The sequence below is a fragment of the Terrihalobacillus insolitus genome (assembly GCF_028416575.1).
GTDB classification, from domain to species: Bacteria; Bacillota; Bacilli; order Bacillales; family Amphibacillaceae; genus Terrihalobacillus; species Terrihalobacillus insolitus.
Map to the genome: position 1 here is coordinate 88741 of NZ_JAMQKB010000008.1, position 24525 is coordinate 113265.

Below are 24525 nucleotides of genomic sequence, written 5' to 3' on the forward strand. Positions count from 1 at the left end.
TCTAATGCTTTACAATAATATACATTTCTTCACTAAGTGCATGGCTAATCCCATCCATAATAGCTTCAATGTCTGTTGCAACTTGATCCATTTCCTGTTTATCTTCACACAGAAAAATAGGAGCACCACCATCTACTTTTTGCTTGTTCGTTGTAATAACAGCAAGTATCATCTTTTCAATTTTCATTTATTCATCCCCTTTATTTGCCTTTGATTCATTTGGGAGACGTATTGCATTTTCAAGAATTGGTACCGAGCCAATCACGAACTTCGCTTTTTCAACATTCCTGTCTTGAGGAAGCACAAAAACACCAATCTTTCCACTTCTTAGGTCTCGTTTAATTAATGGAACGAGAGCTGGTGTTCCTGAATCTCGATACACGCCCATTATGGTGGATATATCGTGAAGAATGGCCTGTCGTTGACCTAAGTTAGCAATTGTAGGTCGTACATTAAAACTTTTCGGTGTTAAAATAAAACCCATTCCATACTCCAGGATTTCTTTTTGTCGATCTGGTATCCCAATATTCATAATATAAATATTCCCAATATAGAGCCCAGCACCTTCAAAGTGTATTTCTTCTTGTTCAATATGGACAAGATCCTTCAACTTCCCACCACTCATCAACTTTTTGCTTATTAGAAAAGTTACGATACTGATCGCAATTGCTGCCCAAATATTATAAATTAAATAGAAAAGCGTCACTAAAAAAGAAGTAAACATGACAATATAGTTTCTACCTTCAAACGCTACTGCAATTCCTTCTATGTAACTTTTGCCCCGTGAAACAAGCTCATACCCATCAATTTCGGTTAACGTATTTCGTTCCATATTTCGAACATCTCTGAATTGTGAGGCTGCAATGGTTAAAAAGGTAACGGCAGTAAATTGTTTTTCCATAATAGCTGGTATTGCAACAGACCCAAGTCCAGCGGCTATAAACCCAAGTGCAATATGGATTATTTTCCCATGGAGATAGGTTGGATATTGTCGGTAATCCGTTCTTAACATAGCGATTCGTGTAAAAGTACCGACTAATACACCTAACAACATTGGGTATGTATATTCATTCATGAGTCCACCCCATTTTCCGCTTTTCCAATTCCTGTGTGGCCAAATCCATCCTTAATTTCAGGTCTATTATCCATTTAGTCAACAATAAAAAGCCCATTTCAACCGCTATAATGTCTAGATAGGACTTGTCACCAATCGTTTCCTGAAACCCATAGCCATGTAAAATAAAGCTATACACAACCTCTCCCATCGACGATCCTAAAATCCAAATTGCTGCCTTTTCGTACAAACCTTTTGTTAAAAAAGTAACAACGATTAATCCAATAAACGGAATTGTTACGGTTCTAGGAAATACCATCCAAATTGGACTTATTTTTTCCCATAAATAAAGTCCATTATAGCCAAAAACAAGGAAAATGCTACAAAGTGTAAGATAAAACCAACGCTGTCTAGTTGACAATAACAAAATAGCACCTAAAAATAATATACCAATGGATGCGTTTAACCGGATATCGATCGTCTCTATGTATGTATTTGACAAGATAATCGTGCATAAAACCCATACGGCTAACCATGTTCTCGTTTTTCTTTTAGGCATAAGAAAGGTGATAATAATCCACATTAGCCAACTAATCCAATAAAAAAGCAAACCATCCATATGCACCACCTACCTTTAGCATTATGGATCAATCTACAGTTTTCTAAACATAAGAGGTTGTTCATAAGGAATTTCAAATACAAAAAAAGCTGCCCCATTACGATAGGAGCAACTTTCCATTTTCAACTATTCTTTATATTTGTCTAGTTTGTTACCAATTACATCACCTAATTGGAAACCAGTGTGATCTTCTTCTTTTTCATATTTTTTATATTCAGCTTCATGTCGTTCCCGTTCTAACTCTTTAATGCTTAAGGACATTCGTTTATCCTGTTCACTCACATCAAGTACTTTGACCTTCACATTTTGACCAACTTCTAAAACCTCTTGTGGTGTACCGATATGTTCTGTGGATATTTGGGAAATATGAACAAGACCTTCTACACCAGGGAACACTTCTACGAATGCACCGAAATTCACCAATCTTTTGACCTTACCATCTAATACATCTCCTATGGAAACGCGAGACTCTATGTTATCCCATGGACCAGGCAATGTTTCTTTAAGCGAAAGGGAAATTCTTTCATTATCCTGATCAACGGATAGTACCTTCACTTTGATCGTTTGTCCTTCTGCCACTACGTCAGATGCTTTTTCAACGTGTTCATGTGACAGCTGGGAAATATGAACTAATCCATCGATACCTCCAACATCCACAAATACACCAAAGTTGGCAATTCGCTGCACTTTTCCTTCTAATATTTCCCCAGCTTGAAGGGTTTCAAGAACTTCTTGTTTTTTGGATGCTTCTGCTTCTTCTGTTACCAATCGGTGTGACAATATTACTCGGTTTTGTTCGCTATCAAGCTCCACCACTTTTAATGTGAGCTGTTTGTTTTTATACGCTTCAAAATCCTCTACATAATATGTTTCCACTAAAGAAGCGGGAATAAATCCACGAAGGCCAACATCAACAACAAGGCCACCTTTTACTACTTCTTTGACCTCAGCCTCAAAAACTTCACCACTTTGATATTTCTTTTCTAAATCTTCCCATGCCAAATCAGCTTCAACCGCTCGTTTGGAAAGTATAACTTCTTCATCTTCCAATTTTTTTACTTTTAAAGTGAGTTCATCGCCCTCTTTTACAGCATCAGACGTCTTTTCTACGTGTAAACTGGATAATTCACTAATCGGAATGATCCCTTCTACTTTATATCCAATATCAGCAAGAGCCTGTTTTTCCTCTACCTTAACTACTTTTCCTGTAACTATGTCACCCACTGCTAGTTCTTTTTCCGAAACATCATGATTTAATTCATCCATTATTACCTGAGACCTCCTTCAGATTCCGACACACGCCATAAAATAACATGTTCTTTTATCTAACTTCTAATATTTATACGTATTTGTCAAGCCATTGGAAACGATTAACGGTGATTTTCAACTAGTTTTTTAATTTCCTCCATGATTGTATCCGTCACTTCTTTAGCAGAGCTTTTGTTTGCACGGAATTCATCCATATCGATCGGCTTACCGTACACTACCTTCAGCTGACGAAAAACTTGATAAGGTCCTATAATGGCACATGGCACGATTTGTGCATTTGACCGGACAGCAAAAAAACCAGCACCTGCTAATCCTTCTTTAACCTCGCCAGTTTTGCTTCTTGTCCCCTCTGGAAATAATCCGAGGACATTGGATTCACTGAGTACCTCCAATCCCTTTCTTAAGGCATTCCTATCTTTCATCCCTCTTTTAATTGGAAAAGCATTAATTCGTACCATTAATGCGCGTAAGATTGGTTTTGAAAATAGTTCCTCTTTAGCCATGAAATATATATCTCTGGGACAAGTCATACCGACAACAGGTGGATCTAAATTCGAAATATGGTTCGAACAAATAATAACTGGCCCTTCTTTCGGTATGTTTTCTTTTCCCAACACTTTCACTCGATAAACTGGAAATAATGCAATGCTTACAACTCGTTTACCAAACTTATATAAATTCATCCTATTTCCCCTCTTCATGACCTTACCTGTTCTACAACATTTAAAATATGATGCACAACTTCATCAATCGTTAATGTTGTTGTATCAATTTCTACTGCATCTTTTGCTTTCACCAATGGGGAAGCTTCTCTCTCCGAATCTAATTGATCTCGTTGCTCGATTTCCATTTTTAATTTCTCTAAATTTGATGCAATTCCATTCGCTTCATTTTCTTTTTGGCGACGCTCAGCTCTCTTTAAGGCGGATGCGACTAAAAATATTTTTACTTCTGCATCAGGAATGACATGGGTACCAATGTCTCTTCCATCCATTACAACGCCGCGTTTAACTGCAAGTGCTTTCTGTCTGTGGACCATTTCTGCTCTCACCAAAGGGTGTTGAGCAACAATCGACACGTGATTTGTCACCTCTTGTGAACGAATCATTTGTGTCACATCTTGATCATTAACAAAGATATTTTGACCTTTCTCACCTTGTATAAGCTTAATGGTAATTGTGAAAAGTAAGTCGATAATTTGTTTTTCGCTGGTTAAATCCAACTTTTCTTTTATAGCGTAATACGTAAGTGCCCGATACATTGCACCAGTATCAATATAAATATAAGACAAATGTTCTGCTACTTTTTTTGCAACCGTGCTTTTCCCAGCTGCTGCAGGTCCATCAATAGCAATGGCAATTTTCTCTGAACCCATATGTACTGTTCATTCCTCTCTATTAAACCGTTTATCCTAGTAAAATTATGATGTATGGAACGAGGCCTCTTTACTAAAATGATAACACATTGTTCAAAATAAGGTCTATCGTTTTTCTAATCTCGCTATTACCAATCTGATTCACTCCTAGGTATTCAAACACAGGGTTCCATTGCATTTCAAAGTCGGTATGATTTATTAGAACCTGTGTTACAATTAATAAAATAAAATGCGACAGCACCAATGTTATAATCCATTTTTCCATTCGTTTCATGAATACCATCCCTTTTTGAACAGCCTCTTTTAACAAGAAAGCATAAAATCCTTTCTTATAAAGGCCATTAGATCATCCCAGTGGGACTACGGCTCTGCACTCGCCGAGTTATCATTTACTATTTTAACCAGTGGTGGTATTCATTTATTCATGTTCGATTAGAATCTTCTTCTTTGGATTAGCTGTTTTTCAAAGCAGTACCTTATAATGGATTGCCGATCTTTATCTTGAATGGCAGTAAAATGAATCGATGCAGTACTCGGGTAATCTTGATTCCCCTCTATGACACGTATGACCTCACTAGTTGCATAAATGTACTCGTATTGTCCGCTTTGCATCGGTAAAACCAACCATAAATCTAACTCCATGGAAGGCCTTAGAGCAGAATGTGTAGGTAATAGAATGGAAGCTCCACCACCACTTATATCTTGTGTTACAGTCGTAAAAGGCTGTACAACACCCTCCATTTCATGAACAGATACATCGATTGCACTTTCTATGCGAACATACTGCCTTCTTTGAATTCGTAGTAATTGGTCATCCCCTGGATAACTAAGAATTAAGGTCGGTATTTTTATGTTTTGTTTTCCTTTAATTTCTGTGGAAAAGCAATAAACCGATTGATCAGAGCCAACAAAGCTTGCCTCAAACTCTGTTCCTTTAAAAAAAATATTTGTTTTACCTGTCTTAACATTGATCGGATAGTCGATAAAAATAAAATTTTTTGCTTGCTCCACCATTTTACAACGAAATTTCTCGCTTTCATCGTTTTCTGTATTCTTTAGTTCCAAGGTAAGTGAGGTTCCGATTTTAATCATGCGGATACTCCTTCTTTCATTCCATTTTCTAATATAATTATCTCAAAAAAAATGAAAAAGGGAAAGGTGAAAACCTTTCCCTTTTTCACGACCTCTATAAGGAGGGGTCAAATTTCTCTTCTTTGGTTGATAACTTTTCAACACTTTCTTCTACACCAGTTTGTGCATTAATAAAAATGCGATATGTTTCATTGTTAAGTGTACCTAAGAAAGAATGGGTGAGGACTTCCTCCCCGACGTCATTTTCGATAATTGCCAATTGATTCGTTTGGATATCTACATTTTGGTTTACCTTGTCCCGTGCTTCTTCTGCTGTGATTTTTGGTTTTTTAATTTCTCTTTCGGTATGATTTTGGTAGTAATCTTTAGCTGACAAACCTAATATCTCACCATTGTCAAGAGCCACTTTAATCTGGATAGAATCTGGGTAAATCAGCACCCCGTCTTGTTTATAAATGAATGAGAATACCCCTAGATTGTCATACTGATTACTTTGAAATGCTTCCATGTCGTCAAAATCGTACTTTTTTAAATACGCTTCTGCTTTTTCTAGCCCTTCGTTTAAACTAAGCTTTTGTTCTCCAATCTCACGATCAATCATTAAATTAATCGGGTTGCCGCCTTTTTGAGTTAAATCTACATAACCATTTTTTCCATCAGACCGATAGGATGCACTATAAATTGGTAAATCGGAGCCCTTCCCGGTTTCCGTTATGTTTAAATTTATATTGTCTTTTATATTAAACAACTTTCTTGCCCGATCTTCACCTTGCTCCTTAGAAAGTTTTTCTCCTTTTACAAATCGATAAGGCTTATTTTCTCGAGAAGTCCCTGTTAGACTAGGCCCGAAATTACCTTCATCAAATCCTGATACCGTTTTTTCAACTGTTTTAAAACCATCAACAATCGTATTGTCTGCTTGTTTGTCATTTGATGCAAGTGCTACTTGGACATCCATCCAGCGTAAATTATCCTTTAGAACTAAGTTTTGCACCTTTCTTAATTCTTTTGTAATTTGGCCAGATTGGTCATACAGTGAGCTTAAGTATTTCACCTCTTCGTCTGTTAATGGTTCTTTATCTAAATCCCTTACAGCGGTTCGGTAAGTAAAATCACCAATTTTGGACAGAAATTCTTCTGTCTTGTTAAATGGCAATAAAGCAAGTGGTAACTGACTAACATCTGCTTGTGCTTCTGAAGTCAATCTCCATACTTCAGCCATTTGGGGCGAAATTTGTTCCCTTGAATCCATTGCAAGGGTCGTTCCTATTTTGTCTTGTAGCAAGTCCATATGATAGGAAAGATCGTGGAACGAACGCTGATAATTGTTTTCCGCTTGGATTAATATAGCATTTTTTTCACGATGCTCCTGGTACCCCCACACAGCAGTTGCTGTCACACTTACCGCAAGCACTGTAATAGCTATCCATCTAATCATTATCTACACCTCTTTTACTTGGCAAAAATATGTTGTCCGATTTTCTTAACCTGTGGTCTTGACCATATCCAACCTGAAGTAGCAGTATTTGGATTGAAATAGTATATGGAACCGAGCGTTGGATCCCAACCGTTTATTGCGTCCAAAACAGCACGTCTTGACGTTTTATTTGGTGTTAACCATATTTGACCGTCCGCAACGGCTGTAAAAGCACGTGGTTCAAAAATCACTCCAGAAACTGTGTTTGGGAATGTAGGGCTTTCCACACGATTTAAAATTACAGAGGCAACTGCAACTTGTCCAACATATGGCTCTCCTCTTGCTTCACCATATACGGCATTAGCCATTAATTGAATCTCATTTTGCGAGAAACCTTTTGGAACATTAACAGCTGTTGGTTCGGCTGCAGTCTCATTTCCAGCCTGATTTCCTTGATTTTGGCTTTGGTTCCCTTTTTTCTTTGCCTGATTCCCTTGATTTTGGGCCTTATTTCCTTGATTCGTGTTTCCTTTCCCATTGTTTTTTGGAGCTCCACCATACGTATTAAAATCATTCCCTTTACGAATCTGCTCCATTACGTAGTTACGATCGTATTCACTTGCATCTGCCAACTTTTGTTTTGCTTCAGGCCCTGCGATCCCGTCGATCTCAAGCCCAAATTCATATTGAAAATTTCGAAGTGCCCAATAGGTTCCCCATCCAAATACACCATCGATTTTCCCGTTATAAAATCCTAAGTATTGAAGTCTAGACTGTAATTCGATCACATCCGTTCCAGTAGCACCTTGTTGAATTACTTGTGGACTAAATGCCTCTACTGAATTCTGATTATTTGTAGCAGTTACTCCTAATATCACTGTTAAAGTGATAACTAAAAAGAATGATACTTTCTTTCCATACATTCTCTTGTCCTCCCAACATCAAATAAGCCTTCATTGGTCTTTATTTTTTGAAACATCCTATTTTTTTATACACAACGTTTCAACACGATTTATTCGGAGTTCAGAATTAAGAAACAAAAAACCCTAGGGTAAAATTCTATCTAGGGTTTTCTGGTAACGTAATATTAAATTTGTTCCTTATGTTGTCTAAGAGGAATCACTTCAGCTTTTAATTGATTTGCTAATTTCACTTTTTTCATACCAAACATCCACATAGCTAGCATGAATGGTACAAGTAAATACATCCAACCAATTTTGATTGCTTCTAAGATAAAATCATACAGTCCATGCAGTATTGCAGGGATAAGGAGAGCTAGAAAAAGAAAGGTGTTTCGATGGAAGCGTGAAAATTTAGCAACTCCGAGATAGTAGCCCATGATTACTCCAAACAGTGCATGTGAAGACACAGGGAAAATGGCACGTCCAACGGCAAATTCAACCCCGTAGGAAAACAAATACAGCAAGTTTTCTACAGTTGCAAAGCCTAAACTTATTGACACGGCATAAATGATTCCATCATATGCTGTGTCAAACTCAGTATATTTAAAAGCGGTATACAAAAAAATGAACCACTTGAAAAATTCTTCTAATAAACCGACAATAAGGAAAGATTGAATAAATGGATTTGTACCATAGCCTTCTGTTTCAAACGCATGTTGAATAAACATAATAGGGAATACAAGTAATGCACCATACAAAAAAGTGCGAAAAACCATTGATAACGGTTCTGGTTCAAATCGATCCTTCAAATAAAAAAATGTTAATAAAGCAAGTGCCGGTGCAATCCCAGCGGTCAGGATAGCGAACATGGTCGACACCCTCTTTCAATTAGAATGAATTCATCGTATCATGAAGTAAACGTAAAGAAAACAGTTAAGAAGGTGTTTCTATTGAAGAGAATACTCATTATTCATACAGGCGGAACCATCTCCATGTTAGAAGATAAGGAAACAGGGGTTGTTTCCACAACAGCCACCCATCCCTTACAACGTATTGGTGGCATGATGGCAGGTATTGCCGATGTGGAAGAAGAATTGGTATTTCATTTGCCGTCCCCACACATTACACCTTCCCATATGTTGGAGCTTGGAAGAAAAGTTCACGAAAGAATGGCAACAGAACACTACGATGGAGTAGTGATCACACATGGAACAGACACATTGGAGGAAACCGCTTATTTTTTGGATCTATTTTTACAAACACGAAAGCCCCTTGTCGTCACAGGAGCCATGCGATCCAGTAATGAAATTGGATCAGACGGGCTATATAACCTGATTAGCTCTGTAAGGGTAGCAGCATCTGGAGAAGCCCAAGAAAAAGGTGTTCTTGTGGTGATGAATGATGAGATACACTCTGCCAGAAACGTTACGAAAACATCTACAAGTAATGTTGCAACATTTCAAAGTCCACAATATGGTCCTATCGGGATCGTTACAAAAGAGAAGGTCATATTTCATCAACAATTGATCGGGTACGAATCATATCCGATCCAAAAACTAAACAATAACGTAGCACTAATAAAAGCATATGCAGGGATGGATCCATCTCTCGTTCAAGCAATTCATCAATCTAATATTAATGGACTTGTGCTAGAAGGACTTGGGCAAGGAAATGTACCCAAAGAAATCGTTGCTCCGTTAAAACAAATGATTCAAGCTGGTATTCCGATTGTATTAGTGTCAAGGTGTTATCAAGGAATTGTTCAACCAACTTATGCATATGAAGGGGGTGGCAGAGATTTAAAAGAAATGGGTGTCATTTTTTCAAATGGACTAACTGGACCGAAAGCAAGAATTAAACTATTAATTGTACTGGAAATGACAAATAACCTAGAGGAACTAAAACGTATATTTGAAATGTGAGAGGTAATCTGAGGTTTTAGCAGCATGTATCAGGTAAAACCTCAGATTACCTCATCATCCTCTACTCACTATTCCTACAAATGTGCCTGGCAATTTTCTCTCCATGAAATCTGCCATTCTCTATAAAAATCTCATTATTATTGAAGCCAGAAGCGACAACTCCAGCTATATAAACCCCTGCTATATTCGTTTCCATTGTGTCTGACTGAATAACAGGTTTACCCGTGTTTTCGTCGACTTCCACTCCAGTATTCAGCAATAGTTTAAGATCAGGGCGGTAGCCTGTCATTGCAAACACAAAATCATTCACAATTTCTTTTTTTCTCCCATTTACCTCATACACTACTGTTTCCTTGTTTATGCTATGCACATTAGCATTAAAAACCATTTCCACTTTACCTTTTCGGATAAGTGAATCAAATTCAGGAAGAATCCAAGGCTTGATACTGCTAGAATATTCAGATCCTCTATATAAAACGGTCACATGAGCCCCCACTTTATGAAGCTCGAGTGTTGCATCAACAGCAGAATTTTTTCCGCCGATTACGACAACATTTTTATTAAAATATGGATGTGCTTCCTTAAAATAATGCATGACTTTGTCTAACTCTTCGCCCGTTACACCTATCGTATTTGGCAGGTCATAATAACCAGTAGCAACCACAACTTTGCGGGTTCGATACGTTTGATGGTTCGAACTTTGCATTGTATGAATGACAAAGTAATCCTCTTCCACTAATTTTTCAATTTTTGTGACGCGTTCATACGTATTTATACGCAAGTTTTTTAAGCTAGCAACAGATCGATAGTATGCCAATGCTTGGCTGCGAACTGGTTTTTGATTTTCCGTAATGAAAGGAACTTCGCCAATTTCGAGTTTGTCACTTGAACTAAAAAAGCTTTGGTGGGTTGGAAAACGATAGATCGTATTTACTACATTCTCTTTTTCTATGATTAATGGATGCTGTCCTTTTTTTTGAAGTTCGATCGCGACAGACATCCCACACGGTCCCCCACCTATTATAATTGTATCCTCCACTTGCAACCTCCACACTCTCCTTCATTTTTAACCACAAAAAGGAAGAGGTAAAACTTCTCTTCAAATGCGTGTTCAAAAAGTCGGCAAATTAGAAGCAAGCAGGTCGAGGCGGCGTAGTTTTGAGGAGCGCAGTGTAGACATAACCTACATGAGCACCGGAAAAACAAGCCAACGAAGAGATGCGCAGCTTATCATATGGTGACTTTTTGAACAACCTCTTCAAAGAAATTTTACCACCTTTTTGACCTACTAAAATTGTCGTAATAACATGTATAGATTATATCCAACCACGGAAGCGTGCTGCTTCGGCCATTTTCCGTACTCCAACCATATATGCTGCAAGTCGCATATCAACTCTTCTTGTTTCGGCAGTATTATATACGGAATTAAACCCTTTTAACATTACCTTATAAAGCTTTTCTTCGACTTCCTCTTCCGACCAATAATATCCCTGATTATTTTGTACCCATTCAAAGTAGGAAACTGTTACACCACCAGCAGAAGCTAGTACATCAGGAACGAGCAAAATTCCTCGATCCGACAAAATTTTTGTTGCTGTTAACGTTGTCGGTCCATTTGCAGCCTCAACAACGATCGATGCATTAATATTATACGCGTTATCTTCCGTAATTTGATTTTCAACCGCTGCTGGAACAAGAATATCACAGTCTAATTCAAGTAAATCTGTATTCGAAATTGTATTTTTGAAAAGTTTTGTTACAGTTCCAAAGCTGTCCCGACGATCGAGTAAATAATCAATATCTAACCCATCAGGATCATGTAAACCGCCATACGCATCCGAAATGCCGATCACCTTTGCTCCTGCATCGTTCAAAAATTTGGCTAAGAAACTACCAGCGTTTCCAAACCCTTGAATAACGACGCGGGCATCCTTGACATCTAAGCCTTTTTTCTTTGCCGCTTCTTGAATACAAATGGTGACACCCTTAGCTGTTGCCGATTCTCTACCGTGAGAACCGCCGAGAACAAGTGGTTTTCCTGTAATAAACCCTGGATTGTTAAATTCATCTATACGGCTATACTCATCCATCATCCATGCCATTATTTGTGAATTTGTAAAAACATCTGGCGCAGGAATATCTTTTGTTGGACCGACAATTTGGCTGATGGATCGTACGTATCCCCTACTTAATCCTTCTAGTTCTCTAAAAGACATTTCTCGTGGATCACATACAATACCACCCTTACCACCACCATATGGTAAATCAACAATGCCAGCTTTTAAGCTCATCCAAATCGACAATGCTTTCACTTCTTTTTCCGTTACATCAGGGTGAAATCGTACTCCCCCCTTGGTTGGACCAACAGCATCATTATGTTGTGAACGAAATCCCGTAAAAATTTTAATGGAATCGTCATCCATACGGACAGGTATTCTTACTGCCATCATTCTTACTGGCTCTTTTAGCAATTCATATACCTCGTCAGGATAACCTAACTTATCGAGGGCTGTATGTATGACTTTTTGTGTTGATTTCAGTACATCTAGCTTGTCGTTATTTTCGTTTGGAGAATCTGAAGCTTGATTGTCTACCATGAACTTACCTCCTACATTACAGTTAAAATGAACCTCTTTTATCCTTACTTTCAGAACTTAGTATACACTTTCAGAAGGAAGATGCAATATAAAATGTTAAAGAGGATGTTCAAAAAGTCATCAAATGATAAGCGGTGCATCTCTTTGTTCGCTTGTTGGTGTCTCTCAAGTGGTTGAATTATTCCCTTTCCTGTTAAAATTAAAACCTCTCATTTTCCGAGATGCCACCAATTTGATACATCCCATACTTTCCGAATAAATGACCATTACTCAGTCATTCTTTATTTCTTTCAATTTATCAAAAATATTCAACGATTTTTTTTGTAGCTTCCTTTTCCATTATTTGTATTCCGTATTCCATTAATCGGTGCGATGTAACGACACTAGGAGAACCAAATTCGGACATAATTGCAATGATATGTTCTCGATTTTGTCCAGCAACATCCAAATCTTTCATTTCCATATAGTATAGATTGTTCATATGATAAATTGCTCCTCCGATTATACCAAGCTCATGTAAATGTGAACATAACTGTATAATGTTTTCAAAGTCTTTAAATAAAAATATAAGTTCCCTACTTTCGTCTAATGTAACCTGCATTTCAACAAACTCATCATCATAATCGTCTTCTATTTGTTTATTTCTCGTTACAATAATAAGCATACCTTGGGCCTGTAAAAGATGTACTTGGACAAGTAGTACGCCTTCAAGTTCAATCCCTAATTCATCGCTTGCTTCATACATCATATCATGGAATAGCTGATGAACTCGAGGCAAATCATGCCATAAGTCTTCCTTTGTTAATCCGCGCTCAATTAAATCATCGAAAGTCAAGAAAATTTTAAACTGATCGCCTGACAATCTTTCTAAACGCATATACCTCATCCCCCTCATCTGACCCTATACTTATTTTAATATATGCATACTATTTCGTTTATGGTACTGGCAAATATCCTATAGCATAGTCAATTTCCATATTTTTCAGAATAGGTTTCACTACTTTGATGGGTAATCGTTATGACATGACACTCTGAACGTGTTCCTAAACGAAATGGCAGTTTTGTAAACCCATATCCTTCACTCGTTAGAATTTCTGTGTCTTTGTATTTTCGATAACCCCCTCTTGAATAGGGACCCATTCCAAAAATACGTATTTGCCCACCATGGGTATGTCCGCTTAAAACGAAATTTAATTTTTCTATGTGTTCTTGATCCAGGGCATAAAATGCAGAAGGATCATGTGTTACCATAATACAATATTCCCCGTCATTCCCCTTTAATCCTGCTTCTATATTTGCTTCTCTTTTGTTACAGCAATCTAATCCTAACAAAAAATAGGATGCGCCATTTTTATGGATATGCATTCCTTTATTCGCTAAAATCGTCACCTCTTCTTCATACAATATACGCTCTAAACTTTCTACATTAACTTCAAAATCGTTATTACCCCAGATAAAATAAATTGGTGCATGCAATTGTTTTAATCGTTTCAAATTTTCACGTACTCTTGATAATGGTACCTTGCTTTCCGTTAAGTCGCCACCAATAATCACAAGATCTATTGGCTTTTTAATTTCATTCAATGTTGTTTCCTTTATGTATCTAGTATGGACATCCGAAATAAAAAATAAGGTGACATTTCCAATCTCTTTCGGTAACGCTTGATTGTAAATCGTATGATCATCAATCGTATCATGGTACGCCATATAAACCAAATATCCGATAAATGCGCACATCAATATAATAAGTAAACTCAAAAATAGTAGCAACCGAACGTCTCCCTCTCTGTTTATTTGTTAGTCAGGAACTACCGCCCAGAAAACGTTTAGAACATGCATTTGAACATCCTCTTACAACATTTCTATGCCAAAGGTTTGATTTTTTGCCTTCATTTCATACATGCTGCTTCCTATATTAAAATTCCCCTTCAAAAGACAGAAATACTTCGAATAAGACAAGTTATGCAACCATACATTTCAAGAGTACCCTATTTATTTGTGAAGAAAGGAGGAGCAAGCATGTTTACACAACGAAAATACTATTACCCATATATTAGTCCGTTTGATCCATGCCGTCCAATTGAAGTAAAAAGCTATGAAACCCCACCACAGCTTTATATAGGATTTCAGCCCCCATCCTTACCCCAGTATGAGTCGCCTAAAGAAGCATTATATCGAGGAACACTTTGGCCCGCACTGTATAGTCCTTATCGAAATCCTTATGAAAGAGGTGACGAACAACAATGACCAATCCAATGCCACAAGAATACTATGACCTACTTGAGGAAATTCAAGCAGTTGATTTTGTCTTAGTTGAGTTAACACTTTATTTAGATACTCATCCACAGGATTATGAAACAATTCAACAATTTAATCAATATTCCCAATATACAAAACAGCTAAAACAACAATATGAACAACTGTATGGGCCACTAATGGAATTTGGTATGAGCTATTCAAGCTATCCATGGAAATGGGATAATGCGCCTTGGCCATGGCAAGTGTAGCAGATTGTAAGGAAGGAGGAAATAATTTTGTGGTATTATGAGAAAAAACTTCAATACCCTGTTAAAGTAAGGGAGTGTAATCCTCGCCTTGCCAAATATTTAATTGAACAGTATGGAGGTGCTGATGGAGAATTGGCAGCAGCTCTACGGTATTTAAACCAACGGTATACCATTCCAGACAAAGTAATTGGATTGCTCACCGATATTGGTACGGAAGAATTTGCGCACCTTGAAATGATAGCGACAATGGTATATAAACTCACAAAGGACGCAACAGCTGAACAAATGAAAGAGGCAGGTCTTGGTGCCCATTACGCAAACCATGACAAAGCTCTTTTTTATAATAATGCGGGTGGAGTACCGTGGACTGCTTCATATATTCAAGCAAAAGGAGATCCAATTGCAGACATCTATGAGGACATTGCAGCAGAAGAAAAGGCAAGAGCAACGTACCAATGGATTATTAATATGTCAGATGATCCTGACTTAAACGATGGATTGAAATATTTACGAGAAAGAGAAGTGGTACACTCCCTTAGGTTTCGAGAAGCGGCTGAGATTCTCAAAGAAGAAAGAGACAAAAAGATCATTTTTTGAATGGTGTATGCAAAAGGAGAAGGGAATGTTATCAAGCATTCCCTTTTTCCATTCTAAGAACCAACTACCCACCTTTTGATTCTAAAGAGACACCTGGTAATCGTAACACTAGTCCTGGCTCAATTTCATAATTGGAAAGTTTATTTGCTTCTCTGATGATCTCTTGACCATTCTTGTTACCATAAAACCTATTAGAGATAGAAAGTAAAGTATCTCCAGCCTTCGTTTCATAATAGAAGAATGTATTCTCGGGTTCTGTACTATTCTCTTCTGAAGGGGTTATTGACTTAGCGGATGCAACTCCTTGTTCAATTTGAAGTGTTTGTTTTAGATTCGAGATTTTTTCAGTCTCTAATTCGCTAGGGCTACTATCAATTCTAACGGTTTCAATAGCAGAATTTATGGTTGACGGTACACGGATAGAACCAAGTTGGAAACGTTCTTCCCCCCAATAGTTGTATGTGACTACCAATCCGATAATAATGAAAAACAAAACAAATAGAAACCGAATTAATAATAAATTGAATTTCCATTTGACTCGTGTTTTTTTTGCGGTATGGATTTGGCTTCTTGGTGGCAAATTTAACACATTGAATGATGTCTCCTCGTTTTTCTCAACAGCAGGGCTAGCAACCTTCAAATTTTCTTGTTGTGCTTGTTTTTCATTTATTTTGTCCATTAATGTGCGTAGCTGATATGCTTGGTCATCACTATTTTCTTCCCGAGTCATGAACGGATACCCCCCTCGCTTTTAAATCGCACAATGAACCCAAGTAGACTATCAATGACAAAATGAGCAGTAATTGTCACCATTAAATTATTTGTTCGTACAAACAAATAGCCAATATAGAAGCTTATACATAAAATCGAAATAAAGAGAATAGGCTTTCGAACATACCTAACATGTACCAGTGCAAAAACAATACTTGCCACAATATAACCAAGTGATGTTTGGATCACACCTCGAAACAATAACTCCTCTGCAATTGAAATAACTAACGTTAGAAGCATAATTTCTGTAATGGAACTATTCGAAAAAAGTTTTGTATTAATTCCACCGTCATCTAAAAAACGTTCAGGTACAAATTTCATCAGTAATAAATCGATCCCGACAACTGTCAAACCAGGAACAACACCTAGCCAAAACAATTGCATTATATCAATATAAAAAAGGTCAAGCCATTTATAAACTGAATCAAACAATAGAATACTAAGGCCAATACTTAGAACAAAAAGAAGAAGTTCTGACATATAAACGCTCTTCTTTAACTGTGCATTTGTCATTTGTTTAACTATTTCTGCTTGGCTTTTCATTTACATGTATTTCTCCTTGTAGCATTAAATCTTTGAAAGCGGATCGCCAATCTGATTTCGTATGTTGTTGTTCTACTACAGATGGTTCCCATGTTTTAAATGTGAAATCACAAACATCACAACAAAAGCCAGTAGGTTTTTTAACGGTTTGTTGAAAAAAAGAAAATAAACTAGTTCGCCTACAGGCAGATCCTTCAGCCCATTGTAATAGCTCCTGTAGCTTTTGTTCTTTATATTCTGATCTTACTTTTATCACCTTTTGAATAGAGGTAATACGATTCATCCATATGTTTTCGTTATACAAAATTCGACTTTCTATTATCATACCATGTTTCTCAAAATGATAGGATAAAAATCGCCATTGAATTTCATTTATCTGTAGAATTTCGAGTACTTCTTTGTCATCTGGTAACATTTGGTTTGTGTTTGCTCTTTCTTTTAAAAACTGTAAGACAATGTTTATCATCATTGGCGATGGAAGTTCTGATTCTATTAAACGTTTTGGGATACTTACGTCATGTGGAGCGAATAACAAAAGTGACACACTTTGTTTACCGTCCCTACCTGCTCTTCCAATTTCTTGTATATACGATTCAATTTGTGTTGGAAGATGAAAATGAACGACTAGTCTAATGTTTTTTTTGTTGATTCCCATACCAAATGCACTCGTGCAGCAAACAACGTCAAGTTGATTATTCATAAACTGTTGTTGAATAAGGAGTCGGTCAGCTTGTTCCATACCACCATGGTAATAGGCCGTCCTTAAATTTGGCAAGTGTTTGCACAGCTCATCTGTTACTTTTTCTGCCCACATCCGACTAGAAAAATAAATCATCGTTGGACCTGGGAATTTATTTAAGGTATCGATCAGAAAATGGAGCTTCTCTTGATTGTTCTTTACTTTTTCAATTGACAGTGCAATATTTTCTCTATCCATTGGGTAAACATGTCTTACCATGCGTTCACATTTGAGCTGCTCGATAATATCTTGTTGGACATCCGGAGTGGCAGTTGCGCTAAGAGCAAGCACAGTAGGGTAATTCAGCGTTTCGACGACCTGATGTAGCTTTAGATAATCTGGTCGGAACTCGTGCCCCCATTGAGAAATACAGTGTGCCTCATCAACAACGAAAACAGAGATCGGAATGCTTCTCAATTTGTCGATAAGTTGTTTTGTTTGAAGCATTTCTGGTGATACGTATATGAGCTTGTACTGTTCCAGCTGGTGCATTACCCTTTCCTTAGTGGATTTGCTAAGAAAGCTTGTAATGGCAATAACCTGCTTAAAACCCGTCGCGACTAACTGTTTTTCTTGATCAATCATTAACGAAATTAATGGAGACACAACCAATACAGCTCCGTCAACCATTCTAGCTGGTAATTGATAGCATAACGATTTACCTGAACCAGTTGGTAAAATGCCTAAAACATCTTTCCCTGCTAAGACATCCTCTATTATTTCTTTTTGACCCTCACGGAAGGCAGCATGACCGTAATATTGTTGTAATGCATATTCTAAATCTCTCGTCATAACACATCTCTTCTCCGATGGTTTTTTGCGATAGCAAGTGCTAAACGTATTTGAAAATAACTATACTGGTTTTCAAGTGCTTGTCTAATTTCTTTCAATTTAATTGTATGAAGTTGATCCGTTATCTCCAGGATATTGTCGATCGCTTCTTTTGAAACATAGGGATCTATTGGTAGAGTTGGATCAACTAGTGCTATTTCTACAATGTGGTCGAATACCGTACTTTCCTTGAGCCGACGTAAAGTTGTAATTTGTTCAATAGTAAAACCTTTTTGCAGAAGTGTATATGTTTTTTGTGCAGAAGTTGTTAAAAAAAATGGTTGTTGCAAATCTTTTATAAAAAATGGTAATAGATCAGTAGTTTGACAGACACGATTAATATGGTTGATTAGTTTATGGATGATAAGTGCCCGCTTTAATTCCACATCCTCCAACGGGAGATTATATTTCATTGCTAACTGTTCTTTACTTAATCCATATTTCCGATAACCAGTTAATTGATCAACAAAAATACAAGCTTCTTGGTCTGGTAATGACTCACAAAACAGCATCAATTCGCTATACAACTTTTCCAGTAGTTCGGGTAACATTTCTTTATTTTTTCTATAAATGCGCTTTACCCATCGAAGTACTTCGCTTTTATCTGTTATTGGTATAAAAATGTGGTTACCAGAAACAATATTGGTTGTTGTCTGTATAAACAAAAGGAGACGTTCGAGAAGTATTTGAGCAACATTTGAATATTCCATTCCACGGAAGGGTGTTCGTTGCACTAGATCTCTATTCTGTTCCAACTTTCTTTTCCCTTTGTCTGTAACCACGCATGTGGAACTGGATCCATTCTCTAAATAACCATGTTTTGTTAAGCGATCGATACACGAATGAAAGGTTTTCTTATTTATATTTTTATAGATGCCAAAGTAGTTTTTCAATTTATAAATATGGGCATCCTGCAATGTTTGAGAGGATCGCTTTCCTTTTAACAAGTGAAAAATGTTGTAGACGGTTCTTTCTTGGTTGATTTTATTTAAGCATTGTAACACTAATAATTCAAACATGGGGCAGTCTCCTTTAATGTGATCATTATAAGTAAGGATTAAGGCATCATATAGTCTCTTTGTTGAAAAGAATGGAAAACAGATTTAATATAGAGGCAGAGATCCATCTGGAAGTCTGAGAGGGGAATACATGAATGGCTAAATACACCATTGTTGATAAAGAAACATGTATAGCGTGCGGTGCTTGTGGAGCATCTGCGCTTGACATATATGATTATGATGACGAAGGAATTGCTTACGTCGTTTTAGATGATAACCAAGGAACAGCAGAAGTACCAGAATTCCTTGAGGAAGACATGATCGATGCTTACGAAGGGTGCCCTACGGATTCGATCAAAGTAGCAGATAAACCGTTTAATGGTGACCCGTTTAAGCACGAATAAGCCTCATTCTCCCTTTTTATATATTAGGGAGTTTTTTTTGATTTAAGTGCGTGTTCAAAAAGTCGGCAAATTAGAAGCAAGCAGGTCGAGGCGGCGCTGTTTTGAGTAACGGAGCGTATGCTTTTAATACGTGAGTAACGGAAAAACAAGCCAACGAAGAGATGCGCAGCTTATCATTTGGTGACTTTTTGAACAACCTCTTTAATGGAATCATCATAGTAGGTTTATCCTATCATACCATTTCATTATGATTTTTTACCAGAAAAAATTTACAGAAGAAAAGAGAGCCAGGAAACTACTGGCTCTCCGAGGACAAACTGCCCCCCTCCTCGTCCATACCTCTGTGTGGGGTATCGCCATGCGATTTTACACAGGAGCCTCACAGTTCACCGTCCACCATTGTTCTCGAGAGCACACGATGAAGCACAATCAATGCTACATAGCCTCTTTTTCTTTATTCTGTGAAAGGCATTGGGTTAGCGGCTACTGGAACTGGTAATTCCTCGGTAAATTCATATGGTCCGATTTTTTGAATAGGAAGATCAAAGGTGACTGTTTCATATCCGTAACTTTTGGCAGTCATCATGATCGATTCTATCATGTTCAAACTTGTTTGATTGTTACGGAGTTTCGTCTGATTGGATACCGTTATTTTAGCACGCTTCATTTGATCATATGTTTCAACAGTAAATAGCATTTCTTTTTGTATAGAAGGAGAAATGTTCGGTGTATCAACTGGTACTTGCATAAACTGGAGAGCCTCTTCTAAAGTCGATTCCTTATCCTGTGGTACAGCAACTAAAAATTGTGGCTTATTTTCACTTACTTGATACACGAAATAACTTTGCTTCCCCAATGGCTCTAACTCAATTTCATTTACATTCCCATACATCCCAAAATTAGCAGTTTCATTTCCTGTTTGTTCAATTTTAACCTTACTTACTTTAAGTGGTGTAAACATATAAGATAATAGGTCAACATACAGCTTTTGATAGCCCTCATTGAGTGAATACTTTTCTGGAATGCGCATCGTGACCTGCTCTTCACCTTTATTTAGCGTAAACGATACCCGATTCAAAGGGAATGCATACACTCCCCATTCTTCTTCCTGGATCATTTGAGGAAGTCGATTATAAAGCTCCATCCGTGTATAACCACTTGGAACACGAAAGGAAATGGGAATAAGGTACTGCGCATTAGTGTCTAGTACTCCCGATTGAATGAACGACATTCCATCAATGGTTTGGTTAAGTACGTGACTAACGAAGTCAGGTTTCTCATCACTTGTAAGTCCTATTCTCTCGCTTTCTTCCGTTTGGTCAGCTTTCTCTATGGTCGCTTCCTCCTCTAAAGTAGAATTGGATGCAGTAGAACCAGTATCTGAATTGGCAGATGATGCTTCACCGGTTTGCATATCTGCTTCCTTTGAGTATTCGTTAGACTGATTAACGAATGGAGGAATTAATAAAACCAAAAGGAACAATACCGTTAAAGCAGCAAAAGTTGGAATGATCCATTTAAATTTTGTCCATGCAAAAGATTTATTGGTCGATAACCTAGCGGAGACTTTCTGGTATAAGTCATTTCGATCCATGTCATCGTTTACGACAGGTAATTGTGAAAGTAACGATTCAATGTTTTCTTCCTTATACTCTTTGCGATCCATTTGGATTGTCCTCCTTACCTTCTTCTTCAAGAAGAACCTTTAATGCTTTGATTGCCCTGTGCTGAGTGGTTTTCACTTTACTAACACTCCACCCCAAAATGTCAGCTGTTTCTTGGATAGAAAACGACTGAATATATCTCAATACCAAAACACTTTTTTGGTCAACTGTGCACAGATCAAGACATTGATAAATACGTTTCATTTCATCATTCTGTAGAGCAATCTCCTCAGGCAGTGGTTGATTGTCTTTCATTATATGGCCTTTCTCTCCAAAATCGAAATATTCCATTATGCGACTTTTTTTGCTACTTTGTTTACGGAAGTAGTCGATTACAACATGCCTTGCAATGGAAAAAAGCCAAGTTTTTTCGCTGCTATCACCTTTAAAGGTATGATACGATTTGAGTACTTTTATATACACTTCCTGAATCAAATCTTCTGCAAGCTCTTTCTCTTTTACCATATAAAAAATAAATTGGTATAACGATGTATGATATGAGTCATATAATTCCTGAAAGAAGCCTCTCATCTTGAGATCCCCCAGTCTTCTTATTAGTCGTATAATCCACAATAAAGTTACAACTTACCCAATTATACATAAAATACAGTTGCTTCAGTATAAAATTCAAATAAAAAGTACCGACTAGCTATTGAGCCGGCACTTTTTAAATATGGGTCAAACAATTGTTCCATGTTTCATAAGGAACAAGATTTTCCAACAATATTTATGCATTTTCGTGATTTTTTGGGAGTTGAAAGGAGAAAGTTGTTCCTTCTTGTTTTTTACTTTGTGCGGAAATTGTCCCATTATGCGATTCAACGATGTTTTTGGCGATAGCCAGTCCAAGTCCAGTTCCAGTGTTACCGTTTTTTCGCTTTCGTGATTTATCAGCCTTATAAAAACGTTCAAATACAAACGGTAGATCCTCTTGTGGAATACCTGAGCCAGTATCCATAATCGAAAAGCGGATACTATCACCCTCATCACTTACAACAACTTCAACGGTTCCGTGTTGATTTGTATGTCTTATCGCATTGTCGATAAGATTCGTGAGCACTTGTTCAATTCGATCCGGATCAAGCGACAATTCATCAATGTCTTTATCCACTGTCAACTGCAAGGCAATGGAATGTTCTGTTGTTAAACCTTTAAATTTCTTTACGATGCGTTCTAGAAACGGCATTAGTTTTACTGATTCTAATTGAAGTTGTAGGTGACCAGCCTCCATTTGGGCTAAATCTAATAACTGGTTAACGAGGCGTCCCATTCTTAATGATTCCTCATAAATAATAGAGGCTAACTCATTTTTTTCTTCCCTTGTTACAGCTACATCGTCCACAATTGCTTCACTATACCCTTGAAGCATAGAAATAGGTGTCCTTAGTTCATGTGAGACGTTTGCTATAAAATCTTCTCTTAACGTATCTAATCTTCTCTCTTCTGTCATATCTCGAATGACAGCCACTGCACCACGTATATACGTTTGATCATATAACGGGGTCATGATCATAACCCAGCTTCTACCTTGCAAGTTAATTTCACGCATGACCTCTTTTTCCGTTGAAATTACTTCTTCTAAAATGGATATTAACTCCTTTGGTAACACAACACCATTTATATCCTGCTGCACATCTTTTTCGTAAAAGAAATCCATTAAAAAATGCTGTGCAGGCGGGTTTGTTATACTAATATCTCCTTTTCGGTTTACAGTGATCACTCCATCTGCCATAGAACTGAGAATACCTGATAATTGTTCCTTTTCCTGTCTTAATGCATTAATATGAAATTTTAATTGTCTTCCCATACGGTTAAACGCCATTGCCAATTCACCAATTTCATCATGCGTTAAAATTGGAACTTTCGTGTTAAACTCGCCACGAGCTAGCTCAAATGCTCCTTCCCTCATCTTAATGAGAGGGGATGTTATTCTAGTGGATAAAAAGAAGGCAAAAACGGTTGTTAATATAAAAGCAATTCCTGCACCTAAAAAAATAATTTGTGTGGTTTGCTTTGACGTTTCTTCAACTGCATTCAGCGATTGGTATGCGAAAACCGCTCTTTTTGACCCTAATATGGGGGTTCCGACAATCATTACCTCGTCATCAAAGTTGGGTATCTTTGTTAATTTCTTTTTCTCTGCCCTATCAGATAAAACGAGAGATAAATCCTTGTCCTTTTTCAGCCAATCTAACGTCACTTTTGAAAGATTGTTATCGTTTGTATCGGAAAGCCAGATATCTTGGTTATTATATACAATTGCTATCCTACTTGATGGATCTTTTATTCGATTCACAGTATCGATGGTCAAATCATTTTCAACACCTAATTGCTCCACCATATCCGAAACTTTTGTAGCTGTTTCCATTAAATCTTTTTCTGCTTGGGACACATGAAAATTCCCTAAAAACTCCAATAATAAGATGGTTAAAACAAATAATACGAATGACACGAGCAAAAGAATGGTAAGCCATAATTTCCCTACTAAACTGCGCCAAATCACTGTTCTTCTTCGACCTCGAATTTGTAGCCCACTCCCCAAACAGTTACGATCATCTTTGCTGCGTCTTGTGAAACCTTATTAAGCTTTTCTCTTAACCGTTTTACATGGGTATCAACTGTCCGCAAATCTCCGAAAAACTCATATTTCCACACTTCTTTTAATAACTGTTCTCGATCGAAAACCTTGTCTGGTGCTTTAGCAAGAAAACATAGTAATTCGTATTCCTTAGGCGTTAAATTAACTAATTCCCCATCGGCTGTAACCCGATGTGCATCGTTATCAATCGTTAAATGCGGAAAAACAAGTACATTTTTCGTAGCAACATCTGTTTGGAGATATTTGGTTCCAGAAGCCCTGCGTAATAAAGCTTTCACTCGTAATACAACCTCCCGCGGGCTAAAAGGCTTCACAATGTAGTCATCTGTTCCAACTTCAAAACCTTCTACACGGTTCGTTTCTTCCCCTTTTGCGGTAAGCATAATTACTGGTGTAGCTTTCGTTTCTCTTAGTTCTTTGCATACCTCAATACCATCCATACCAGGCATCATGACATCTAATACGATCAGATCAAAGTCAATAGCAAGTGCAAGGCTTAATGCTTCATCCCCGTCTTCCGCTTCCTCGATAGCATAGCCTTCCCGTTCTAAATACATCCGTATTAAACGCCGAATTCTTTCTTCATCATCAACTACTAGGATTCTAGCTTCTTCCGTCTCCAATT

The 24525-nt window shown here is 37.3% G+C and carries 28 protein-coding genes; 5 read left to right on the forward strand and 23 right to left on the reverse strand.

Going from position 1 to position 24525, the window contains the following annotated elements:
* Window position 1: 1 nt before the first annotated feature.
* The 11 genes from NC797_RS09820 to prsW form a co-directional block, all read right to left on the reverse strand.
* A complete protein-coding gene (locus tag NC797_RS09820) occupies window positions 2–187 on the reverse strand; it encodes a capping complex subunit for YIEGIA (protein WP_272436606.1) in 186 nt (61 codons plus the stop codon).
* Window positions 188–1075, reverse strand: coding sequence for a YIEGIA family protein (locus tag NC797_RS09825; RefSeq protein WP_272436607.1), 888 nt, complete (start codon window positions 1073–1075; stop codon window positions 188–190). It lies immediately after the preceding gene.
* Window positions 1068–1673: a YphA family membrane protein gene (locus NC797_RS09830; RefSeq protein WP_272436608.1), complete on the reverse strand. Its 606-nt coding sequence runs from the start codon at window positions 1671–1673 to the stop codon at window positions 1068–1070. Before NC797_RS09830 ends, NC797_RS09825 begins: the two co-directional genes overlap by 8 nt.
* A gap of 126 nt (window positions 1674–1799) precedes the next feature.
* Window positions 1800–2939: a 30S ribosomal protein S1 gene (rpsA, locus tag NC797_RS09835; RefSeq protein WP_272436609.1), complete on the reverse strand. Its 1140-nt coding sequence runs from the start codon at window positions 2937–2939 to the stop codon at window positions 1800–1802.
* A 104-nt stretch (window positions 2940–3043) separates the two neighbouring features.
* Complete coding sequence (locus tag NC797_RS09840) at window positions 3044–3625, reverse strand: lysophospholipid acyltransferase family protein (RefSeq protein ID WP_272436610.1); 582 nt, start codon at window positions 3623–3625, stop codon at window positions 3044–3046.
* A 14-nt stretch (window positions 3626–3639) separates the two neighbouring features.
* A complete protein-coding gene (gene cmk / locus NC797_RS09845) occupies window positions 3640–4317 on the reverse strand; it encodes a (d)CMP kinase (protein ID WP_272436611.1) in 678 nt (225 codons plus the stop codon).
* 73 nt (window positions 4318–4390) lie between these two features.
* Window positions 4391–4591: a DUF5359 family protein gene (locus NC797_RS09850; RefSeq protein WP_272436612.1), complete on the reverse strand. Its 201-nt coding sequence runs from the start codon at window positions 4589–4591 to the stop codon at window positions 4391–4393.
* Window positions 4592–4749: 158 nt separating this feature from the next.
* Window positions 4750–5409 carry a flagellar brake protein gene (locus NC797_RS09855; RefSeq protein WP_272436613.1) on the reverse strand — a complete coding sequence of 220 codons (660 nt, stop codon included), beginning with the start codon at window positions 5407–5409 and terminating at the stop codon, window positions 4750–4752.
* 94 nt (window positions 5410–5503) lie between these two features.
* The gene (ypeB, locus tag NC797_RS09860; RefSeq protein ID WP_272436614.1) at window positions 5504–6847 is read right to left on the reverse strand and encodes a germination protein YpeB; all 1344 of its coding nucleotides are present in this window, start codon (window positions 6845–6847) and stop codon (window positions 5504–5506) included.
* Between the two features lie 14 nt (window positions 6848–6861).
* The gene (gene sleB, locus NC797_RS09865; RefSeq protein ID WP_272436615.1) at window positions 6862–7749 is read right to left on the reverse strand and encodes a spore cortex-lytic enzyme; all 888 of its coding nucleotides are present in this window, start codon (window positions 7747–7749) and stop codon (window positions 6862–6864) included.
* A gap of 164 nt (window positions 7750–7913) precedes the next feature.
* The gene (prsW, locus tag NC797_RS09870; protein ID WP_272436616.1) at window positions 7914–8597 is read right to left on the reverse strand and encodes a glutamic-type intramembrane protease PrsW; all 684 of its coding nucleotides are present in this window, start codon (window positions 8595–8597) and stop codon (window positions 7914–7916) included.
* A gap of 81 nt (window positions 8598–8678) precedes the next feature.
* Between prsW and NC797_RS09875 the strand changes: the two genes are divergently transcribed.
* Window positions 8679–9650, forward strand: a complete 972-nt coding sequence (locus NC797_RS09875) for an asparaginase (RefSeq protein WP_272436617.1) — start codon at window positions 8679–8681, stop codon at window positions 9648–9650.
* A 61-nt stretch (window positions 9651–9711) separates the two neighbouring features.
* On the opposite strand, the gene NC797_RS09880 is transcribed toward NC797_RS09875, so the two are convergent.
* From NC797_RS09880 to NC797_RS09895, 4 genes are all read right to left on the reverse strand, one after another.
* On the reverse strand, window positions 9712–10695 hold the full coding sequence (locus tag NC797_RS09880; RefSeq protein ID WP_272436618.1) for a YpdA family putative bacillithiol disulfide reductase: 984 nt from the start codon (window positions 10693–10695) through the stop codon (window positions 9712–9714).
* 271 nt (window positions 10696–10966) lie between these two features.
* On the reverse strand, window positions 10967–12247 hold the full coding sequence (locus NC797_RS09885) for a Glu/Leu/Phe/Val family dehydrogenase (RefSeq protein ID WP_272436619.1): 1281 nt from the start codon (window positions 12245–12247) through the stop codon (window positions 10967–10969).
* Between the two features lie 298 nt (window positions 12248–12545).
* Window positions 12546–13124 carry a genetic competence negative regulator gene (locus NC797_RS09890; protein WP_272436620.1) on the reverse strand — a complete coding sequence of 193 codons (579 nt, stop codon included), beginning with the start codon at window positions 13122–13124 and terminating at the stop codon, window positions 12546–12548.
* Window positions 13125–13213: 89 nt separating this feature from the next.
* Window positions 13214–14017 carry a metallophosphoesterase gene (locus tag NC797_RS09895; protein WP_272436621.1) on the reverse strand — a complete coding sequence of 268 codons (804 nt, stop codon included), beginning with the start codon at window positions 14015–14017 and terminating at the stop codon, window positions 13214–13216.
* Between the two features lie 249 nt (window positions 14018–14266).
* On the opposite strand from NC797_RS09895, the gene NC797_RS09900 reads away from it, so the two are divergent.
* From NC797_RS09900 to NC797_RS09910, 3 genes are read left to right on the forward strand one after another with little or no spacing between them, the layout of a single operon-like run.
* Window positions 14267–14494 (forward strand): spore coat associated protein CotJA, encoded by a 228-nt coding sequence (locus NC797_RS09900; RefSeq protein WP_272436622.1) that lies wholly within the window; start codon window positions 14267–14269, stop codon window positions 14492–14494.
* Complete coding sequence (locus NC797_RS09905; RefSeq protein ID WP_272436623.1) at window positions 14491–14754, forward strand: spore coat protein CotJB; 264 nt, start codon at window positions 14491–14493, stop codon at window positions 14752–14754. The genes NC797_RS09900 and NC797_RS09905 overlap by 4 nt, the downstream gene beginning before the upstream one ends.
* Before the next feature lie 27 nt (window positions 14755–14781).
* A complete protein-coding gene (locus NC797_RS09910) occupies window positions 14782–15351 on the forward strand; it encodes a manganese catalase family protein (RefSeq protein WP_272436624.1) in 570 nt (189 codons plus the stop codon).
* Between the two features lie 64 nt (window positions 15352–15415).
* On the opposite strand, the gene NC797_RS09915 is transcribed toward NC797_RS09910, so the two are convergent.
* Genes NC797_RS09915 through NC797_RS09930 form a run of 4 tightly spaced genes read right to left on the reverse strand, consistent with a single transcriptional unit; the run spans window position 15416 to window position 19254 of the window.
* Window positions 15416–16081 (reverse strand): LysM peptidoglycan-binding domain-containing protein, encoded by a 666-nt coding sequence (locus NC797_RS09915; protein WP_272436625.1) that lies wholly within the window; start codon window positions 16079–16081, stop codon window positions 15416–15418.
* The gene (locus NC797_RS09920; protein ID WP_272436626.1) at window positions 16078–16665 is read right to left on the reverse strand and encodes a CPBP family intramembrane glutamic endopeptidase; all 588 of its coding nucleotides are present in this window, start codon (window positions 16663–16665) and stop codon (window positions 16078–16080) included. The genes NC797_RS09915 and NC797_RS09920 overlap by 4 nt, the downstream gene beginning before the upstream one ends.
* Window positions 16640–18196: a RecQ family ATP-dependent DNA helicase gene (locus NC797_RS09925; protein ID WP_272436627.1), complete on the reverse strand. Its 1557-nt coding sequence runs from the start codon at window positions 18194–18196 to the stop codon at window positions 16640–16642. Before NC797_RS09925 ends, NC797_RS09920 begins: the two co-directional genes overlap by 26 nt.
* Window positions 18193–19254, reverse strand: coding sequence for a YpbB family protein (locus NC797_RS09930; RefSeq protein WP_272436628.1), 1062 nt, complete (start codon window positions 19252–19254; stop codon window positions 18193–18195). The genes NC797_RS09925 and NC797_RS09930 overlap by 4 nt, the downstream gene beginning before the upstream one ends.
* Before the next feature lie 134 nt (window positions 19255–19388).
* On the opposite strand from NC797_RS09930, the gene NC797_RS09935 reads away from it, so the two are divergent.
* On the forward strand, window positions 19389–19637 hold the full coding sequence (locus NC797_RS09935; RefSeq protein WP_272436629.1) for a ferredoxin: 249 nt from the start codon (window positions 19389–19391) through the stop codon (window positions 19635–19637).
* Between the two features lie 454 nt (window positions 19638–20091).
* On the opposite strand, the gene NC797_RS09940 is transcribed toward NC797_RS09935, so the two are convergent.
* The 4 genes from NC797_RS09940 to NC797_RS09955 all read right to left on the reverse strand — a co-directional run bounded on the left by NC797_RS09940 (window position 20092) and on the right by NC797_RS09955 (window position 24523).
* Window positions 20092–21303 (reverse strand): hypothetical protein, encoded by a 1212-nt coding sequence (locus tag NC797_RS09940; RefSeq protein ID WP_272436630.1) that lies wholly within the window; start codon window positions 21301–21303, stop codon window positions 20092–20094.
* Entirely contained in the window at window positions 21284–21832 is a 549-nt protein-coding gene (gene sigX / locus NC797_RS09945) for an RNA polymerase sigma factor SigX (RefSeq protein WP_272436631.1), read from the reverse strand. Before sigX ends, NC797_RS09940 begins: the two co-directional genes overlap by 20 nt.
* Before the next feature lie 196 nt (window positions 21833–22028).
* A complete protein-coding gene (locus NC797_RS09950; RefSeq protein WP_272436632.1) occupies window positions 22029–23804 on the reverse strand; it encodes an ATP-binding protein in 1776 nt (591 codons plus the stop codon).
* Window positions 23801–24523, reverse strand: a complete 723-nt coding sequence (locus NC797_RS09955) for a response regulator transcription factor (protein ID WP_272436633.1) — start codon at window positions 24521–24523, stop codon at window positions 23801–23803. The genes NC797_RS09950 and NC797_RS09955 overlap by 4 nt, the downstream gene beginning before the upstream one ends.
* Window positions 24524–24525 lie beyond the last annotated feature (2 nt).

What these genes read in the sequence shown, in the direction of transcription:
- ypeB (WP_272436614.1), bottom strand. Translation starts at nt 6,847, where the DNA reads ATGATTAGATGGATAGCTATTACAGTGCTTGCGGTAAGTGTGACAGCA.
- NC797_RS09840 (WP_272436610.1), bottom strand. Translation starts at nt 3,625, where the DNA reads ATGAATTTATATAAGTTTGGTAAACGAGTTGTAAGCATTGCATTATTT.
- NC797_RS09940 (WP_272436630.1), bottom strand. Translation starts at nt 21,303, where the DNA reads ATGGATCGCAAAGAGTATAAGGAAGAAAACATTGAATCGTTACTTTCA.
- NC797_RS09920 (WP_272436626.1), bottom strand. Translation starts at nt 16,665, where the DNA reads ATGAAAAGCCAAGCAGAAATAGTTAAACAAATGACAAATGCACAGTTA.
- NC797_RS09825 (WP_272436607.1), bottom strand. Translation starts at nt 1,075, where the DNA reads ATGAATGAATATACATACCCAATGTTGTTAGGTGTATTAGTCGGTACT.
- NC797_RS09850 (WP_272436612.1), bottom strand. Translation starts at nt 4,591, where the DNA reads ATGAAACGAATGGAAAAATGGATTATAACATTGGTGCTGTCGCATTTT.
- NC797_RS09915 (WP_272436625.1), bottom strand. Translation starts at nt 16,081, where the DNA reads ATGACTCGGGAAGAAAATAGTGATGACCAAGCATATCAGCTACGCACA.
- NC797_RS09900 (WP_272436622.1), top strand. Translation starts at nt 14,267, where the DNA reads ATGTTTACACAACGAAAATACTATTACCCATATATTAGTCCGTTTGAT.
- NC797_RS09925 (WP_272436627.1), bottom strand. Translation starts at nt 18,196, where the DNA reads ATGACGAGAGATTTAGAATATGCATTACAACAATATTACGGTCATGCT.
- NC797_RS09935 (WP_272436629.1), top strand. Translation starts at nt 19,389, where the DNA reads ATGGCTAAATACACCATTGTTGATAAAGAAACATGTATAGCGTGCGGT.
- sleB (WP_272436615.1), bottom strand. Translation starts at nt 7,749, where the DNA reads ATGTATGGAAAGAAAGTATCATTCTTTTTAGTTATCACTTTAACAGTG.
- prsW (WP_272436616.1), bottom strand. Translation starts at nt 8,597, where the DNA reads ATGTTCGCTATCCTGACCGCTGGGATTGCACCGGCACTTGCTTTATTA.
- NC797_RS09855 (WP_272436613.1), bottom strand. Translation starts at nt 5,409, where the DNA reads ATGATTAAAATCGGAACCTCACTTACCTTGGAACTAAAGAATACAGAA.
- rpsA (WP_272436609.1), bottom strand. Translation starts at nt 2,939, where the DNA reads ATGGATGAATTAAATCATGATGTTTCGGAAAAAGAACTAGCAGTGGGT.
- NC797_RS09890 (WP_272436620.1), bottom strand. Translation starts at nt 13,124, where the DNA reads ATGCGTTTAGAAAGATTGTCAGGCGATCAGTTTAAAATTTTCTTGACT.
- NC797_RS09885 (WP_272436619.1), bottom strand. Translation starts at nt 12,247, where the DNA reads ATGGTAGACAATCAAGCTTCAGATTCTCCAAACGAAAATAACGACAAG.
- NC797_RS09830 (WP_272436608.1), bottom strand. Translation starts at nt 1,673, where the DNA reads ATGGATGGTTTGCTTTTTTATTGGATTAGTTGGCTAATGTGGATTATT.
- NC797_RS09905 (WP_272436623.1), top strand. Translation starts at nt 14,491, where the DNA reads ATGACCAATCCAATGCCACAAGAATACTATGACCTACTTGAGGAAATT.
- NC797_RS09820 (WP_272436606.1), bottom strand. Translation starts at nt 187, where the DNA reads ATGAAAATTGAAAAGATGATACTTGCTGTTATTACAACGAACAAGCAA.
- sigX (WP_272436631.1), bottom strand. Translation starts at nt 21,832, where the DNA reads ATGAGAGGCTTCTTTCAGGAATTATATGACTCATATCATACATCGTTA.
- NC797_RS09930 (WP_272436628.1), bottom strand. Translation starts at nt 19,254, where the DNA reads ATGTTTGAATTATTAGTGTTACAATGCTTAAATAAAATCAACCAAGAA.
- cmk (WP_272436611.1), bottom strand. Translation starts at nt 4,317, where the DNA reads ATGGGTTCAGAGAAAATTGCCATTGCTATTGATGGACCTGCAGCAGCT.